This is a genomic window from Rathayibacter sp. VKM Ac-2879, assembly GCF_015351245.1.
Lineage (GTDB): Bacteria > Actinomycetota > Actinomycetes > Actinomycetales > Microbacteriaceae > Rathayibacter.
Genome location: NZ_JADKSO010000004.1, coordinates 335,236 through 351,995, shown reverse-complemented (window position 1 = coordinate 351,995; position 16,760 = coordinate 335,236). Strand labels below are relative to the sequence as shown.

The window sequence follows — 16,760 nt, the reverse complement described above, 5'->3', positions numbered from 1 at the left end:
CTGGTCACGGTGCGCGCGGGAACTCCGGATGCTGCCGGGTAGGCGACGCTCGTGACGCGGCCTCGATCATCGAGGGTAGTGCAGGTCCAGGTGCTGTCAGAGGTCCGCTTGGACCCGACCGTCCGTCCCCATTCGTCGCAGACGTATTCACGAGTGACAGACGTCTGGGTGGCCGAGGTCGCGCTCTTCTCAGTCTTCACGAAGCCGCCCTGGCTCGTTCCGACGGGCACTCCGCAGGCCGACGCGCTGAGCGTGTCGCCGATCGCGAAGTACGTCACGGACAGCCCGTTGGAGTCCGGCGAGAAGTTGGACGCGGTAGCCGCGGGGAGCGTCTTTCCAGTGCGGCGCCAGCCCTGGTCAGCGCCCGAGTACTGGGTCGCCGTTGTGAGGTTGAGCCCTGTGGGATCGATCGAGGTGGCTGCGACGATACCGAGCCACTGCTGGTCGGTTCCGCCGTTCGTGCCGTAGATCTTCTTCGTCGTCGTCGAGGGGGCGTAGGTGGTGTTCGCGATCGGGGTTTGATCGAAGGTCTTCTCGGTGGTGGCGAAACCGTAGTCGGGCTTGAGCCGGTCGCCGGGAACGAGGGTGCCGCTGCTGCTGCCGGGTGTCTGCCAGTGCAGCTCGAGACGTGCGTCGGCGGCCATGTCGGCATAGTCCAGGCGGATGCTCATCTCCTGGCCTGCGGAGGCAGACGCTGACCGCGCTCAGGCGGCAAGACGAAGCCGTCGCCTCGCTCCCGCTCCCGTATTCCGCACATGTTCCAGCCGCTCGTAGTCTCGCCGAAATGATCTATTCGACCGGAGGAAGCGGAATGGGAACGAGAATTGTAGGCTGCGACCACGTCCAGGTGTTCATCCGCTTCGACGTCGACCCGACTGGCTGCAAACCGACCGTTCGACTCTTGGCTAAGCGCCGACAGGCGCCCCCTCAACGGGCGCACCCCGTAACGCATCTCCCCACCACCCACTTTGAAAAACATCTTCAATCATCGTCGCCTCCACTCAGCCGTCTCGCCTCTCGGGATCGTGCACGCATCTCCGACATAGAAAGGCACGGTTCATCTCGGGTCTTAATGACGAGGCCCGTTCGTGGCTCTACTTGCTCGAGCCCTCGTGGGGCGAACCAGGCCGTGGAGTAACCGCGCGCCTGTTCCTTCTCACGTCGTCTTTCCATTCGCGGCCCAAAGAGCGACATGAGCCCGGTCGTCACCAAAGTGATGAGAGGAAGTACTAACAACCCCCCACTAAAGCCTCCACTGACTGCAACTGTCACAAAGATCACAAGTGTCAGCAAAGCCGGAATAAGTAAAGCCCAGTAAAACTTAGCCCAGGTGCGCATATTCCATCCGGGTTCGACTTCGCGCCGAACAGGCCCTATTGCCAATGATCTACCAATCCATGAACGTGTTGACATTGTCTGTGTAATTCAGTGCACTGCCCGCATACGAAGAACCTCGAGTTATCGCTCCTGCTGTAGCCCGCGTCGTGACGACACCTGTGGCTGTCAGTGTACGCGCCACGCCCGCTCCGACGCCTGGGATCACCGCCGCCCCCGCTGAGATCCCACAATTCACGCCGTCACGAGCAGTTCCGCCATTGAATGCGATGCTACAGGTGACCGCCGCAGAGATGATGCTTGTGACCGCAGCTGCCGCCAAGAGGAACGGAGAAAGGATCGCACCGACGCCGGTTGCTGCAGCGATGAAAGCCAGTGCGGTGAAGCCGAGGCTTATAGCGGAATACATCGTCGCGACATCAGCCGGATCCACCGGCTTAGGCGCAGTTGGAGCTTTAGGAGCGGTGGTATTCGGCTTGCTCGCAATCCAGTCCGCCTGGGACTGACCGGAGACCGAACCCTGCTTGCCAATATGCATGCCGTTGCATTCGCTTCCGACACACGCCCTCTTTCCCGTCAAATCGAGCTTATTTATAGGGTCAAGGGGATACGTGTAGTCATTATCGACTCCGCCCTCTATGGGATCCAGTGACAGGAAGCGGCCCAGCGCTGCAATATAGACGCGGGCCCCCATCTCAATCGCGGCGATACCACCTGCGTGCTCAAAAAGCTTCTGATTACCTCCGAGCCATGAATAGTCAGCGTCCGAGTTCTTTTGCGAGTCGGCGACCGCGTCGGCTCCAGCAATAGTTCCGATACGACCAGTGGAGGGATCAATTGGCTGTCCGAACGGGTCATACCTGTTCACCGTCGCAGCTCTAGCTCCGGAAGCGTCAGCTGTCGTAATGATGCTTCCCTGCAGGTTCGGGTAGGACCAAACTTCGGAGCCATCGTCACGGAATGAAGCAATTGCTCCGCCGGGAAGGACGGTCGTGCGCTCCACGATTGCATTTGTACCGCTCAGAACGAGCTGCGCTCCGTCGCCACTTCCCGTGTAGGAGTACCGAATTATCCGCGAAGACTCTCCTGCTGCCGTGTGGATACGAGCGACAATCCGATCAGTGGCGTCCCTCACATACTCGACGATCGTACTGTCGGGCTGAGTCGTCTTCGTGTGGCGATCGGCAAGGTCGTAACTATAGGTCTGGTCACCGAGCTTCGTCGTACGACCCTTCGCATCGTATGCAAGCTCCGTAGCGCCTACTCCGTCGGCGACTGGGTCGGCACCTGCGGCTGCGCCGGTCACCTGGCTGGACAGGAGTCGATCTGCTGCATCATAACAATATGATGCGGTTGTCGCTCCGCCAGCCGTCGGCTGGTCTGTCATTGATGTGCGGTTACCGTTTTTACCGGCCGCGTTCACGGAGCCATTCGCCGCACAATTCGTATCGGCATAACCGTAAGTAAGAGAATGACCGGGGATCGATGCATTTGTGAGCCGACCCGCCGGGTCGTATTTGTAGCTGGAAACAAGCGCAGACTGGCCAGCGACGGTTAGCATGTTCTGGACAACTCGTCCAGCCTGTGACCGAACGACCTCGTCAGTGACTGCCGCACCAGATGCGAATGTCCACGTCAGTTTCGTCTGCGCACCAGCGTTGTCCCGAGCTACGTTCCCGAGGCTCGTCCCGTTGCCTGCGCCGCTCGCGGGGTAAGTGACACTAGTGATCAGACCAGCATCAACACCGCTTGCACCGTAGGTCACGGTGGCCAGATCCGTAGTCCCGTCTTTGACCTTCGTCACTTTTCCGTCGACGTCATACTCAAGCGTTCGAGTCGACGTTGACGCGCCCTGCGTCGACTTCGTCTGGGTTGCCCTGCTGGCGGCATCGTAGGTCGTGAGAGTGGTCGTGTTCCACACGTCCGTGTATGACGTCACTCGACCCAAGAGGTCAATAGTCGTCGTAATAGTCCCACCGTTCGGGGAATTAGTGACCCCAGTGTCAGAAGTCTTGGTCGTCCGCGGATCTCCCGCTGCAGTCTCATAGGTCGTGGTAATCGTGCGTGCCACTGTCCCAGTAGCCGCCGGATAGGACAAGCTGATAATCCTGCCCCGGTCGTCCCTAGAGGTGCATGTCCAAGTACTATCAGAGGTTCTCTTGCTCCCGGCGGTACGGCCCAGCTCGTCGTAAATGTACTCTCGCGTCACCGCCGAACCGCTTGCGGGTGTGGCTCCCCTCTCGGACTTTATAAATCCGGCCTGACTTGTACCCACCGGCACACCGCACGCCGCGGTGCTGGTTAGTTCCGACGTGGGGTAGTAGGTCACCGAGAGACCACTGGTGTCGGCGGTCGCTCCGGAGGAAGTTGCGGCTGGAAGAGTCTTTCCGGTGCGGCGCCACCCCTGATCCGCCCCGGCGAATTGCGTTGCTGTCGTGAGATTCAACCCGGTTGGATCCACAGAGGTCGAGGCGATGAGACCCAGCCACTGCTGGTCGGTTCCCCCGCTCGTCCCGTAGACCTTCCTCGTTGTCGTCGACGGCGCGGAGGTTGTGGATGCGATTGGCGTTTGATCGAAAGTCTTCTCGGTCGTTGCGAACCCATAGTCCGGCTTGAGCCTGTCACCAGGAACGAGGGTTCCAGCGGTGCTGCCGGGAGTCTGCCAGTGAAGTTCGACGCGCGCGTCGCCCCCCATATCGGCGTAGTCGAGCCGGATGGTCACTTCCTGCCCTGCGAAGTCCGCGTGGAAGGTTCCAGTTGGAGACCAATGTGCCGAAGCCGGCTTGACATCAAGAATAACGAGCTTGTTGTCAATCCACAGGTTTGTGCCGTCGTCTGCGAAAGTTCTGAACTGGTAATCGCCCGCGCTCGGGAAGGTGATCGTTCCCGTGAAGCGCGCGGACCAGGCGTCAGTGCCGACCTGGTTAATCTGCGCGGATCCCCAGTTCTCGGAGAGGACTCCGTCCTTGGCACCGACGTCTAGTCCATACCTCTTGGGTGTACCTGCAAATTGATCGTTATCAAAGTCCACGACCGACAGGCCACGTAGGCCTTCATCGTAGGCAGTTTCAGATCGACCCGTCGTCGATGCGCAGGCTTGCGTCGGGCGGCGGTCCGTCCCGTAACACGAGGCCGGCGCCGGACCGTAGCTTGCTACCGCTCGATCTCGCTGGTCATAGAGAGTTGTCGACATTCTACCTTGAGGGTCAGTAGACGAAAGCTGAAGGTCCTGCTCATCCCACGTTGCCGACGCAGTCAGTCCGAGGGCGGTGGTCGACGAGAGCGTTCGGAAACCTGCGTCATAGGACACCGAATTTGCAATACCTGATGCATTCCCCGTGTTTGCAATTACGGATCCGTTCGCCTTAATTGCCTTGACAGTCGTCTTGCCCTGAACCGAACCACTAGGCGTCACATCGTAGGAATATGACTTACCCGTGCGCTGAGAGCTGGTTACACCATCAGGCGCCGCTCCAAGGATGCGGGTGACACGGTTGGCCGCGTAGTCGATCGTCAGTGACGCGTTGGCGTCCGATATCACCGCGCCACTCGACTTCAGCCAATCAGACATTGTCGCAGTGCGAACCGACTTCAGAAGTTTTTGCTCATTGTATGCGAAGCTCGTCGACTCGCTACCTGGGTTAATAGTTGATACAAGGTATCCGTTTTTGTCATAGAGCAATCTCGTGTCATCTTCAAATCCGGGCGCGTCACCGGGGTAGATGATTCGGCAGAGGTAGTCGCTCGGCGGATACACGGGGGACGGCGCGGTGCCCTGCGGGCCGGGCAGACAGACTTTGCCGCTGCTCTGGTCATTCCCGTTCGAGAGTCCACTCGAGGAGGCGGTGTCCGAGCCGTAGAGGAACCGGACGACACGGCTGTAGCTGCCGTCCGATTTCTTCGAGAACCGGTCTGAGATCCGGTCGATCCGCCCATCACTCCTATAGCTGACGACAGGAGCGATCGGCTTGGTCGCGGTCGTCGTGCTGACAACCTGATCGACCTGGCCGCCGTCCTTCTTGAACGTGGTGATCAGGCCGGCATCGTCGAGGGAGATGATGCCGTCCCCGCTGATCGCCGCGATTCCGTTCTCTCCGGCCGGAGGCTTGTAGCTGCCGTCGGACTTTTTCTCGTAGACGTGCTGGGCGCCGTAGATGTCGGTATAGGTGATCGATCCTTCCTTGCCGTCGGCCTTCACGTAGAAGTACTCGGCGCCGGCCAGCGGAGCAGACGCACCCCACCCGTCCGGAAGGATCGTGCGCTTGGTGAACCAGTCGCCGGGAACAGAGGCGACGGTTTGCAGCACGGCGCCGTTCGCGTCGATCTTTTGCGCTTGCAGCGTCACCTGAGCTCCGCCGGTGCGTTCGAAGTACCGCATCCGGAACGTCTTGGACTCACCCGACGCGAAGCCCATCGGGCCGCTCCAGCCATCCGTCCCGGCGTCGCCCCACTTGTCGATGAGGTTCGTGCCGCCGATGTCGAGGATTACGCCGTCGTCGCGGACTGTCTTGAACTTCCAGGTGCCGGCGGGCGGCCGGATCTGGCCAGTCCAATCGGCGGTGAAGTTGTCATGACTGACCACCCCCGGGAGCGGGGAGGAGTCGTTCCAGATGCCGCCGGGTGTCGGGTCGGTGCGGACGAGGTTCGGGGTCCACCCGCCGAACTCCCTCGAGGGCGAACCGGTGAAGGAGGGGATGTTGTAGTACGTCCCGACGAGGCCCGAGTTGCTGGTCGACTGGCTGTTATAGACAAAGTTCATTCCCATGGAGCCACCGGGCGTCTCCACCGTGGGTGAGGTGAAGCTCAGCCCCAGGTTTCCGTTGGCGAGGTTCACTGTTGCGGGTCCCACTGTGTCGGTCGGCGAGGGACCGGGATCATTGACGCGGAGGTTGGTGACGAAGGAGTTCGTCCAGTCGGGACGCCATTCGTCGACGCTGTTCTTCACCCATACGGTCCACGAGTAGGCGACGCCGTCCAGCAACGCACCCTTGGGCACGGTGTAGGTGGGGCTCTTCTGCCAGCCGGAGTTCACGACCTGCCCGTTCGCGGCGCCTGTATCGGTGGCGATGCGAAAGGAGTAGTCGACGTCCTCGCCGGATGGCTGAGCGGGGTCAGTGATGGTCAGCGTGGGCGTAAGGGTGGTGATGACGGCGTCGTCGATAGGTCCGGTCGGTAGCCCGAACCGGACGTCGTCGGTGGTGAAGCTGAAGACGTTGGACACGGCAACGGTCGACTGACCGAGGTAGCCGTCGTATCCGTCGTGGACCCAGGTGCGCCAGTAATAGGTGGTGTTGCGCTTGAGCACGCCTACCGGCACTTCGACCGTCTCGTTGGAGATCCATCCCGTGTCCCAGAGAGTTCCGACATCGGGGTTCGGGTTCTCGCTGATGCGGTAGAGGTGGGCGAGCGGCTGATCGGTGGGATTATAGTAGGCATCCGCGTGCAGGTCGGGTGTAAGCGTCTGGCGAGGCGCCTTGTCCCCTGGGAGCGGGTTCCAGCCGGCGGCCGGGTAGTCCTTCCAGAGAATCTGCATCTGCACATCCACGCGGCGGTAGGAGAAGTTGCCTGCGCCCTCGTCGCCGCCGATCATGAGATTCCCGCCGGAATTGCGGTTCTTCACCCACTCGACGATCTTTCGGTTCAGGCCGTCGCCGTTCGTTGAGGTCCCATTGGTGTTGGAAATGGTGAGGTCGGCGAGCTTGGCTCCGGCGCAGTTGAAGCCCATGCAGGTCACGTCATGGATGCCTCCGGTGTACGTACCGGAGGTACCGTCCGGCCAGATTTTCGTCACGTCAACCTGAGTGGCAATGATCTGCTTGCCGAAGACCTGCTCGTAGTCAAAATGGACGATAGAGCGCCACACGCCGTTCGAGTTAGTATTGCCGACTTGGGTCATACCATCGTTAGTCTGACCGTTACTTTTGAACGCTCTAGTCGAAATCACATTCGCTACTGTCGTCGGATCCACGTATACCGGATAGACACGCTTACTGCTTTCAAGCCAGGAGCGCGACGGGGAAATGGAGAGAAGCGTTCTGCCGGCCCGCTGTGCCACGGTCAGCTCTATCTCGGCGTCAGCGTCCGCCTTCTTCTCGGTGCCGGAGGAGTCCCACATCACAGGCCGGGGAACGGTGTAGACGACCTCGCCCGCGGCGTCGCGGAACTCGACGTTGCCGTCGTCGGTCTTCGACACAGTCAGCCCCGGCGCGTCTACCTCCCACGTCCAGGTGGACTGTCCGGGAGCCGGAACCTTCTTCAGGCGCAAGTTCTCCTTCACGTCCGCCTGGCCGACGTCGTAGACGAGGTCCACGCCGTCAAAGAGATCGAGGTACTCGAGGTGCGACTTCGCCTCGTCGTCCGCCCAAGGTGACAGGTCCCGACGCAGCACGGAGTGCGCTGCACCCTCAAGCTCGAAGCCGAGTGAGTGCTCGTCGCGCGTCATCGTGAGAACGTTCTCGTCATCGGCGTACTCCGCGAACTGCGGAGCGAGCGGGTGAAGCTCAACTTCGGCTCCACCCCGCCCGAGCCACGAACTGTTGCCGGTCGTCGAGAGCTCTGTCTCCGCTTCGACCCACTTCCCAGAGTCGTCCTGCACGTTCATCGGTGCGGCGGAGATGACCGTGGCCTTCTTCTCGTCCTCGAGTTCATAGGTGGTGGAGTACTCGTCTCGCTCCGCCACTGGTTTCGATTCAAGATCCTCGAGAGCCTCCGGGTCCGGGACGGCGGTTTCCTCGGGCGCAGGCGTCGGCACAGTGGATTCCTCAGGAACCGGAGCGTTGGAGGGGACGATCGCCTCGGGCGCCGCTCCACCGTCCGTCGACGGGTCCTCCAGAGTAGGCGGCTCCGACTCCTCGACGGGGTACACATTCGGATCGGTCTTTCCAGCCGCGTCGAGAGCCGCCTGCTCGGCGACCACACGCGCCCGCGCTTGCGTCGTCAACGCCGAAGCAGAACTGACGTCAACGACGGTGACCCCTAGTACGACAGCAAGCGACGCTGCCAAGACCGACACAACAGAACGAATACGGCGACGAGACACGCCACTCCCCCAAGGCTGAAACGACCTCCGCGAAGTGGGAGACAGCTCAGAGAACCCGACGAGGAGGCACAGAATCAAAGCGACACGCCGAGTTTACGCTTGACTCACCCCAATAGGGCACACGCGATGATTGCTCGTTTCATCAGCACACAGCTTGTCCCCGGCAGACGCGGAGTCGGTTTGCAGCGCGGGTGGGTTCAGCATGCGGCGCGTCCGCAGCCTCGTCCACATCGACACACTAGCGCCGCCAGGGCCGGGCGACCCTTGGCGGCAACGCCTCTGGGCGCAGGGCACATCGAGCTGCTCGACCACAATCGACGCGTCGGAGGACACCACCGCAACGTCCGCGATCCTCGGCGCTGCCATCCCCGCGCTCATCGGCGCCGCGGCCCTGCCCTTTCGCGCGACTCGTCCACCGACGCCAAGCTGAGGCGCTCACCCCGCACCCGAAGACAAGACCATGCCGGACACAACTGGCTCCGCCAGCATCCCGTGCGGGCCGGCATGAACAGCCCGCCCTGAGCACGGTCCACGAGGCCGCCCAAGCGGGAGCAACACAAAAAGGCGCCGGAGAAAAACTCCGACGCCTCCACCAAGACCAGCCTCAGCCAACATCCCGATGAATTTGTTCGAGTACACATGTCTTGGTAGCGGGAGCGGGACTTGAACCCGCGACACCACGATTATGAGCCGTGTGCTCTAACCACCTGAGCTACCCCGCCGCGCGTTTCCGGAGGCTCGGCCTGCCGGGAACGGAGCCCCCTGTGGGAATCGGACCCACTACCTCTTCCTTACCAAGGAAGTGCTCTACCAATGAGCTAAGGGGGCGTACCTGCGGGCGCTCGTGCCCCTTGCAGGGCGTGCCCGCGATTTGGCACCGTTAGACAATAGCACCCCGGCCGGGCGGCGCCGACCGACTGCCGTCAGCCGCGCAGCGGATAGTCGGCGTAGGCGAAGCGGCGCGAGTCCGGCGCCCAGCCCGAGACGTTCGTGGTGCCCTGACCGCCGAAGAGCCGCTGCACGACGCGCCCGGGCTCGCGCGACTCACGTCCGACGAGGTCGATCAGCCGCAGCTCCACGTCGAGGTTCTCGGGATGCCCGCTCGTCCCCTCCGCATAAGAGAGGTACACCAGGCGCGCGCCGTCGGGCGATACGTGCGGGAACCAGTCGACGGTCGGCGACTCGACGACGCGCACGAGCCGGGAGCCGTCGAAGGCCATCCGGAACAGCTGCGCCCGCCCGCTCCCCCGTTCGGAGTTGAACCACAGCGCGCCGGCCCCGACGTCGACGCCGTCGTCGGCCCACGCATCGTCGGTGAGCATCGTCAGCGGCCCACCCGAGCTCGGCATCGTGTAGACGTTGGTGACCCACCGACCGGAGGCGTCCGCGCCGCCTCCGATCAGGGCGAGCAGCGTCCCGTCGGGCGAGACTCCGTGCAGATAGTGCTTGAAGCGAGGGCCGGGCCGCGGCTCCGTGATGCGCCGGGCGGGCTCGGAGCCGTCGAGGGCGACCGCGTAGAGGTGCCCGTCGCGCGCGGAGACGTAGGCGACGCCTCCGCCGGGCGCGAGCACGTGATCGTTGTTGAGCTCTTCGGGTACGCCGTCGAGCGAGATCGCCTCGAGGGACCCCGCACGGGGGCCGACGAGCGGGAGGCGGAAGAGCCCGCCGTCACCGTTCACGACGAGGGACGAGCCGTCGGGCGACCAGTTGGGTGCCTCCACGAGGATCGTGTCGGACTCGAACACCGTCGTGACGAGTCCCGAGTCGACATCGTGGAGGCGGAGGCGGCAAAGCTGTCCGGGGAGCAGGGATCGGGCCATGCCTCCACGCTAGGCGCACAGGGTCCTACGGGCGTCGACACCCTCGTCAAGCCTCCTGCCACTCAGGTTCCATTCCGAGCCCCTCCGATACTCTGGTCGCGACTATGTGCTGGGTACCCCTGGGGAGGAACATGTGATGCTCCTCATCCTGGCGATCTCGTTCCTGCTGGCCGTCGCCACTCCGTGGGTCGTCGACCGCTTCGGCCCGAAGACGTTCTATGCCCTGGCGCTCGTGCCCGCAGGCAGTTTCGTCGCCACGGCGTTCTCGCTCCCCACGGTCCTCGCGGGCGGGGAGATACGCGAGAGCATCCCGTGGGTGCCTGCCCTCGACATTGCGCTGTCATTCCGGCTCGACGCCCTCTCGCTCGTGCTCGCCCTCGTCGTCAGCGGCATCGGTGCTCTCGTGCTGGCCTACTGCGCGACCTACTTCCGCCGCGACGAACCCTCGCTAGGGCGCTTCGCCGCTCTGCTGTTCGCCTTCGCGGGAGTCATGTACGGGCTGGTCACGGCCGACGACGTCATCGTCCTCTTCGTGTTCTGGGAGGCGACGAGCGTCCTTTCCTACCTCCTCATCGGTCACTACAGCGGCCGCAAAGAGAGCCGCGGTGCAGGCCTGCAGGCACTCCTCGTCACGACGCTCGGCGGGCTGGCGATGCTCGTGGGCATCGTGATCCTCGTGGTGCAGTCCGGCACCACGAGCCTCGCGGGGATCGTCGCGGCCGCCCCTTCCGGGCCGCTCGTCTCGGTGGCGCTCGTCCTGGTGCTCCTCGGCGCGTTCTCGAAGTCGGCGCTCGTCCCGTTCCACTTCTGGCTACCGGCCGCAATGGCTGCACCAACACCGGTGAGCGCCTATCTGCACGCGGCGGCGATGGTGAAGGCGGGCATCTACCTCGTCGCGCGTCTCGCGCCGGGCTTCGCCGACGACTCCGTCTGGCTGCCCGTGGTAGTGAGCGTCGGCGTCTGGACGATGCTCGTCGGAGGCTGGCGCTCGCTGCGCCAATACGACCTCAAGCTGGTGCTCGCGTACGGAACGGTCAGTCAACTCGGGTTCCTCACCGTCGCTGTCGGCTTCGGGTCCCGCGACGCGGCGCTCGCGGGGCTCGCGCTGCTCGTCGCGCACGCGCTCTTCAAGGCGCTGCTGTTCCTCGTGGTCGGCATCGTCGACCACCGCGCGGGCACCCGCGACCTCCGCAAGCTCAGCGGGCTCGGGAGGCGCGCGCCCGTGCTCGCGGGAGCCGCGCTCGTCGGCGTGCTCTCGATGGCAGGCCTCCCGCCGCTGCTCGGCTTCGTCGCCAAGGAGGCGGTGTTCACGAGCCTGATCTCGGCGATCGAGCAGGGCTCGCTCTGGGGAGTGGTCGCCCTGATCGGGCTCGTGCTCGGCTCGATCCTCACCGTTGCGTATTCGGCCCGCTTCTTCTGGGGCGCCTTCGCCCGCAAGCGCGGCCTCGACGACACCTCGCTGCACGCCGAGCCGCGGACGTTCACGGCGGCGCCGGTCGTACTGGCGGCGGCGACCCTCGTGGGAGGTGTCGCCGCGGCGGCCGTCGATCCGCTCGTCGCGGTCTACGCGGACACCCTTCCGTTCGCCGCTCCCGACGCCGACCCGTCGCTCGCTGCCGCCGCTGAGGCCTCGGACCACGGGGGTTACCATCTCGCGCTCTGGCATGGCTTCGAGCCAGCGCTGGCGCTGAGCGCCCTGGTGATCGCGGTCGGGCTCCTCCTCTTCGCGAAGCGTGTCGCGGTCGCGCGCGCCCAGTCGCTGCTGCCCCACTGGATCGACTCGGCAGAGGGCTACTGGGCGACGGTCCGCTGGCTCGACCGGGTCGCGAGCACGGTCACCGAGTTCGTGCAGCGCGGCTCGCTACCCCGCTACCTCACGGTGATCTTCGCCGTCTTCGTGCTCGGGGCGGGAGGAGCGGCGGCGTTCACGCGCACCTGGCCCGACGAGCTCGTCCTGTGGGACAGCCCGGCCCAGCTCGCCGTCGCGGCCGTGATGATCCTCGCCGCGATCCTCTGCGCGCTCGCCCGCAACCGGATCGCCGCGGTGCTCCTCGCGGGCGCCACCGGCTACGGGATGGTCGCGCTCTTCGCGCTCCAGGGGGCCCCCGACCTCGCGCTCACGCAGGCGCTCATCGAGACGGTGACCCTCGTGGTCTTCGTGCTCGTGCTGCGCCGCCTCCCGACCCGCATCGCGCAGAAGCACCGGCCGATGCGCAAACGTCTGCGCGCCGTGATCGGCATCTCGGTCGGCGCCGTGATGGCGATCGTGGCGACCATTGCGCTCGGCGCGCGAACGGCCACACCGATCTCGGTCGAGCTGCCCCGCCTCGCCTACGAGGAGGGCAAGGGCCGCAACATCGTCAACGTGCTGCTCGTCGACATCCGCGCGTGGGACACGATGGGAGAGATCTCGGTGCTCGTCGTCGTCGCGACCGGCGTGGCGAGCCTGATCTTCCTCTCCAGTCGGGCCGGAGGCGCTCCCCGCCTGGAACCGCAGGGAGCGAGCGAGCGCCGCGAACGCGCCCTCGACCTCACGGCACCCGCCACCGCCTCCGCAGAGGGCCCCCGCGACCGAGGCTCCTGGCTCGTGGCCGGGAGGACCCTCCGCCCCGAGAACCGCTCGATCGTGCTCGAAGTGCTGGTGCGCCTCCTGTTCCACCCGGCGATGATCGTCTCGGTCTACCTGCTCTTCACCGGCCACAACACGCCCGGCGGAGGCTTCGCGGGCGGCCTGCTCGCCGGCCTCGCCCTCGTCGCGCGCTACCTCGCGGGGGGACGCTTCGAACTCGGCGAGGCAGCTCCGATCGACGCGGGCAAGGTGCTCGGGCTGGGCCTCCTGTTCGCCGTCGGCACCGCCGTGTCGTCGCTCGTCTTCGGCCTGCAGGTGCTCGAGTCGAGCTGGCTCGACCTCGACGTCCCCGTGCTCGGCGAGCTGCACCTGGGCACGTCCACCCTCTTCGACATCGGGGTCTACCTCATCGTGATCGGTTTGGCCCTCGACATCCTCCGCAGCCTCGGCGGCGAGGTCGACCGGCACGGCGAGGAGGCGGAGGACGGCGCCCCCTCAGGCGATGGCGTGACCCACTCCTCAGAGGAGGCCCCCGGCGCGGTCGACGGGCTCGAGACGACGCTCCCCACGGGCGCGACCGTCGTCGGCGGCCCGGGGAGGGGGGACTCGTGAGCATCACCCTCGTCCTCGTCGTCGTGATGGCGGTGATGTACGCGGCGGGCGTCTATCAGATGCTCGAACGCAGCCTCACCCGCATCCTGATCGGGTTCCTCCTCGTCGGCAACGCGACCAACATCCTGATCCTGCTGATGGCCGGCCGATCCGGAGACGCGCCCTTCGTCACCGCCGACGGCCGCTCCTACGAGCAGATGGCTGCCGCGATGGCGGATCCGCTGCCGCAAGCGCTCATCCTGACGGCGATCGTCATCACCTTCGGAGTCTCCGCCTTTCTCCTCGCGATGATCTATCGGCGCTGGCGACTCGCCAACGCCGACCAGGTCGAGGACGACGAGACCGACACGTCCGTCCGCGCCGAAGCCGCCGGCATCTCGGCGCAGACGACGGCCGACGACAGGGCCCTCGACATCCTGCTCGAGTCGAGCGACGAGGGCACAGCAGACCAGCATGGCGAGAGCGCCATGACCGACGACAGGGAGGAGGAGCGATGACCATCCTGATCCCGCTCGTCGTGACCCTCCCCCTCCTCGGGGCCGCGCTGGCGCTCATTCTTGGCCGCCACCGGCGCGCCCAGATCCTCGTCACCATCGTGACGCTCTCGACCGTGCTCGTGATCTCCTCGGTTCTCCTCGTGCTGGTGCTCGTGGGCGATACGGGCGGCAGCGCGGTCTACGTGGGCGGCTGGGAGCCGCCGTGGGGAATCGTGCTGGTCGTCGATCCGCTCGCCGCCCTGATGCTCGTGATCACCTCGATCACGCTGCTCGCGGTGCTGCTGTTCTCTGTCGGGCAGGGCCTGGCCGACGGCAACCGTGAGACGCCGGTGACGATCTTTCACCCCACCTACCTGATCCTCTCGGCGGGAATCCTCAACGCCTTCGTCGCGGGTGACCTGTTCAACCTCTACGTCGGCTTCGAGATCCTGCTCGCGGCGAGCTATGTGCTCATCACGCTCGGTGGCACGGCGCCCCGGCTGCGAGCGGGCACGACCTATGTCGTCGTGAGCCTCGTCTCGAGCGTGTTCTTCCTGTCGGCGATCGGTCTCCTCTACGGAGCGACCGGCACCGTCAACATGGCGCAACTCTCGATCCGCATCGCCGAGCTGCCCGCCGACGTGCAGCTCGTGCTGCACGTCGTGCTGCTGCTGGGCTTCGGGATCAAGGCGGCCGTGTTTCCGCTGTCGTTCTGGCTCCCCGACTCGTACCCGACGGCCCCGGCCCCCGTCACGGCGGTCTTCGCCGGCCTGCTCACCAAGGTCGGCGTCTACGCGCTGATCCGCACCGAGACCCTCCTGTTCCCCGGCGGCAGGCTGAGCGACATGCTGATGGTGGTGGCGCTGCTCACGCTGATCGTCGGCATCCTCGGTGCCGTCGCGCAGGCCGACATCAAGCGGATGCTCTCGTTCACCCTGGTCTCGCACATCGGCTACATGGTGTTCGGCATCGCGATCGGCACCACCGCCGGATACGCGGCGACGATCTTCTACGTGATCCACCACATCACGGTGCAGACCACCCTCTTTTTGGCGACAGGGCTGATCGAGCGGGTCGGAGGCACGACGTCGATCCTGCGCCTGGGCGGGCTACTCAAGGCCTCGCCGCTGCTGGCGCTGCTCTACTTCGTCCCCGCGATGAACCTCGGAGGCATCCCCCCGTTCACCGGTTTCCTCGGCAAGGTCGGCCTCTTCGTCGCCGGCACGGAATCGGCCGTCGTCACGCCGTCATGGCTGATCTGGGCGGTCATCGGGGCCGGAGCGATCACCTCCCTGCTCACTCTGTACGCCGTCGCGCGGGTGTGGAACATGGCGTTCTGGCGTCGACAGGAGGAGGTGCCCGGCTATGAGTCGCCGCTCATCAACCAGTTGCAGGAGGACCCGCACGACACGGGCAGCATCCGCACGCGCCATTCGCCTCCGATGATGGTGCTGGCCACCGCCGGGATGGTGGTCGTGGGCGTGGCGCTCACGGTCGGCGCGGGCCCGCTCTACGACGCGAGCGCGCGCGCGGCGAACGCGATCGTCGACCCCGCGAGTTACATCGCGACCGTCTACCGCGACTCGTCCTTCGGTGAGGAGGGGCCTCGATGAGCCCGCGCCGCCGAGTCGACTTCTGGAACCGCTTCGCGATGTTCGTGACCCTCGTCGGCATCTGGGTGCTGCTCTGGGACGACGTCTCGGTGCTCTCTATCGTCTCGGGCTTCCTCGTCGCCCTCGTCATCACGCGCGTCTTCTACCTCCCGCCGGTGGAGTTCTCGAACCGGGTGAACCCCTGGCGGGCGCTCGTGTTCCTGGTGCACCTCCTGGTCGACATCGCGGTCGCCTCGGTCCGAGTGTCGTGGCAGATCCTCACGCTGCCGGTGCCTGTGCACAACGCGATCGTCGCCGTCCGCCTGCGCAGCCGTTCCGAGGGGATGCTCGTGTGGACCACCGAAGCCGTCTCCCTGGTCCCGGGCTCGCTGGTGATCGACGTCGACCCGCAACAGAATGTGCTCTATCTGCATGTCCTCGGCGTCACCCACGACGAGGGCGAGCGCATCGACGAGGTGCGCCGCACGGTGCTCCGGACGGAGGCGCGCATCGTCCGCGCCATCGGCTCGCGTGAGGACGTGCACCGGGTCGATCAGCCGCTGGGCGCGGACGCGGGGGTGGTCCGATGATCGAGTGGCTAGTCTGGATCTTGGTGCCGGTGTTCGGAGTCGCGAGCGTGCTCTCGCTGATGCGCATTCTCCGCGGGCCCTCGGTGCTCGACCGGGTGGTGGCAGCCGATGTCCTCGTCGCGACGATCATCTGCGGGATCGGTGCCGAGATGGCAGTCAACCATCACGCGCGCACACTGCCGGTGGCGCTCGGGCTGGCCCTGTTCGCGGTATTCGGCTCGATCAGCGTCGCGAAGTTCATGGCCAACCGGGAGGAGGACTGAGGTGGACATCGTTCTCGACACCGTGACCGCCGTGCTGCTGATCGTCGGCGCGCTGCTCTCGCTCGTCGCCGCCATCGGGCTGCTGCGCTTCGATGACCTGCTGTCGCGAATGCACGCGGGCACGAAGCCGCAAGTGCTCGGGCTGATCTGCGTGATGCTGGCGGTGGCGATCCGCAATCCGGGTTTCGCGGCGGCCGGGACGATCGTGCTGGTGATCGGGTTCCAATTGCTCACCGTGCCTGTGTCGGCACACATGGTCGGCCGGGCGGCCTACCGGGCCGAGTCGGTCTCGACCGGGCTCCTGGTAGTCGACGAGCTCGCGGAGGCAGTCAGCCGGGCCGACGACGAGGCGCGCGCCGACGACGAGGCTCGGCCCGAGGGCGGGGAGCTGACGACCTGAAGGAGCTCTCGGTTGAGGCGCTGACCCAGGGCTGATTAGCGCCAGGAGAGCCCGTCGGTCGGAG

General features: G+C 65.1%; 9 protein-coding genes and 2 tRNA genes. 6 read left to right on the top strand and 5 right to left on the bottom strand.

Annotated elements, in window-relative coordinates; all coding sequences use genetic code 11:
• The 5 genes from ITJ45_RS12485 to ITJ45_RS12465 form a co-directional block, all read right to left on the bottom strand.
• On the bottom strand, positions 1–671 hold a 671-nt coding region (locus ITJ45_RS12485), incomplete at its 3' end, for a hypothetical protein (protein ID WP_228493872.1).
• Positions 672–1,387: 716 nt separating this feature from the next.
• Positions 1,388–8,251, bottom strand: a complete 6,864-nt coding sequence (locus ITJ45_RS12480; protein ID WP_194609858.1) for a PA14 domain-containing protein — start codon at positions 8,249–8,251, stop codon at positions 1,388–1,390.
• Positions 8,252–9,019: 768 nt separating this feature from the next.
• A tRNA-Met gene (locus ITJ45_RS12475) sits at positions 9,020–9,096 on the bottom strand.
• Between the two features lie 34 nt (positions 9,097–9,130).
• Positions 9,131–9,202, bottom strand: a tRNA-Thr gene (locus ITJ45_RS12470).
• A gap of 95 nt (positions 9,203–9,297) precedes the next feature.
• Positions 9,298–10,194 carry a TolB family protein gene (locus tag ITJ45_RS12465; RefSeq protein WP_194609860.1) on the bottom strand — a complete coding sequence of 299 codons (897 nt, stop codon included), beginning with the start codon at positions 10,192–10,194 and terminating at the stop codon, positions 9,298–9,300.
• A 136-nt stretch (positions 10,195–10,330) separates the two neighbouring features.
• On the opposite strand from ITJ45_RS12465, the gene ITJ45_RS12460 reads away from it, so the two are divergent.
• From ITJ45_RS12460 to mnhG, 6 genes are read left to right on the top strand one after another with little or no spacing between them, the layout of a single operon-like run.
• Positions 10,331–13,375, top strand: a complete 3,045-nt coding sequence (locus ITJ45_RS12460; RefSeq protein WP_194609862.1) for a Na+/H+ antiporter subunit A — start codon at positions 10,331–10,333, stop codon at positions 13,373–13,375.
• Positions 13,372–13,872, top strand: coding sequence for a Na(+)/H(+) antiporter subunit C (locus ITJ45_RS12455; RefSeq protein ID WP_194609864.1), 501 nt, complete (start codon positions 13,372–13,374; stop codon positions 13,870–13,872). The genes ITJ45_RS12460 and ITJ45_RS12455 overlap by 4 nt, the downstream gene beginning before the upstream one ends.
• A complete protein-coding gene (locus ITJ45_RS12450) occupies positions 13,869–15,464 on the top strand; it encodes a Na+/H+ antiporter subunit D (RefSeq protein ID WP_194609866.1) in 1,596 nt (531 codons plus the stop codon). The genes ITJ45_RS12455 and ITJ45_RS12450 overlap by 4 nt, the downstream gene beginning before the upstream one ends.
• A complete protein-coding gene (locus tag ITJ45_RS12445) occupies positions 15,461–16,033 on the top strand; it encodes a Na+/H+ antiporter subunit E (RefSeq protein ID WP_194609869.1) in 573 nt (190 codons plus the stop codon). Before ITJ45_RS12450 ends, ITJ45_RS12445 begins: the two co-directional genes overlap by 4 nt.
• Positions 16,030–16,296: a monovalent cation/H+ antiporter complex subunit F gene (locus tag ITJ45_RS12440; protein WP_194609871.1), complete on the top strand. Its 267-nt coding sequence runs from the start codon at positions 16,030–16,032 to the stop codon at positions 16,294–16,296. Before ITJ45_RS12445 ends, ITJ45_RS12440 begins: the two co-directional genes overlap by 4 nt.
• A gap of 1 nt (position 16,297) precedes the next feature.
• Entirely contained in the window at positions 16,298–16,696 is a 399-nt protein-coding gene (gene mnhG / locus ITJ45_RS12435) for a monovalent cation/H(+) antiporter subunit G (protein WP_323742992.1), read from the top strand.
• Positions 16,697–16,760: the final 64 nt, after the last annotated feature.

What these genes read in the sequence shown, in the direction of transcription:
- ITJ45_RS12465 (WP_194609860.1), bottom strand. Translation starts at nt 10,194, where the DNA reads ATGGCCCGATCCCTGCTCCCCGGACAGCTTTGCCGCCTCCGCCTCCAC.
- ITJ45_RS12460 (WP_194609862.1), top strand. Translation starts at nt 10,331, where the DNA reads ATGCTCCTCATCCTGGCGATCTCGTTCCTGCTGGCCGTCGCCACTCCG.
- ITJ45_RS12450 (WP_194609866.1), top strand. Translation starts at nt 13,869, where the DNA reads ATGACCATCCTGATCCCGCTCGTCGTGACCCTCCCCCTCCTCGGGGCC.
- ITJ45_RS12445 (WP_194609869.1), top strand. Translation starts at nt 15,461, where the DNA reads ATGAGCCCGCGCCGCCGAGTCGACTTCTGGAACCGCTTCGCGATGTTC.
- ITJ45_RS12440 (WP_194609871.1), top strand. Translation starts at nt 16,030, where the DNA reads ATGATCGAGTGGCTAGTCTGGATCTTGGTGCCGGTGTTCGGAGTCGCG.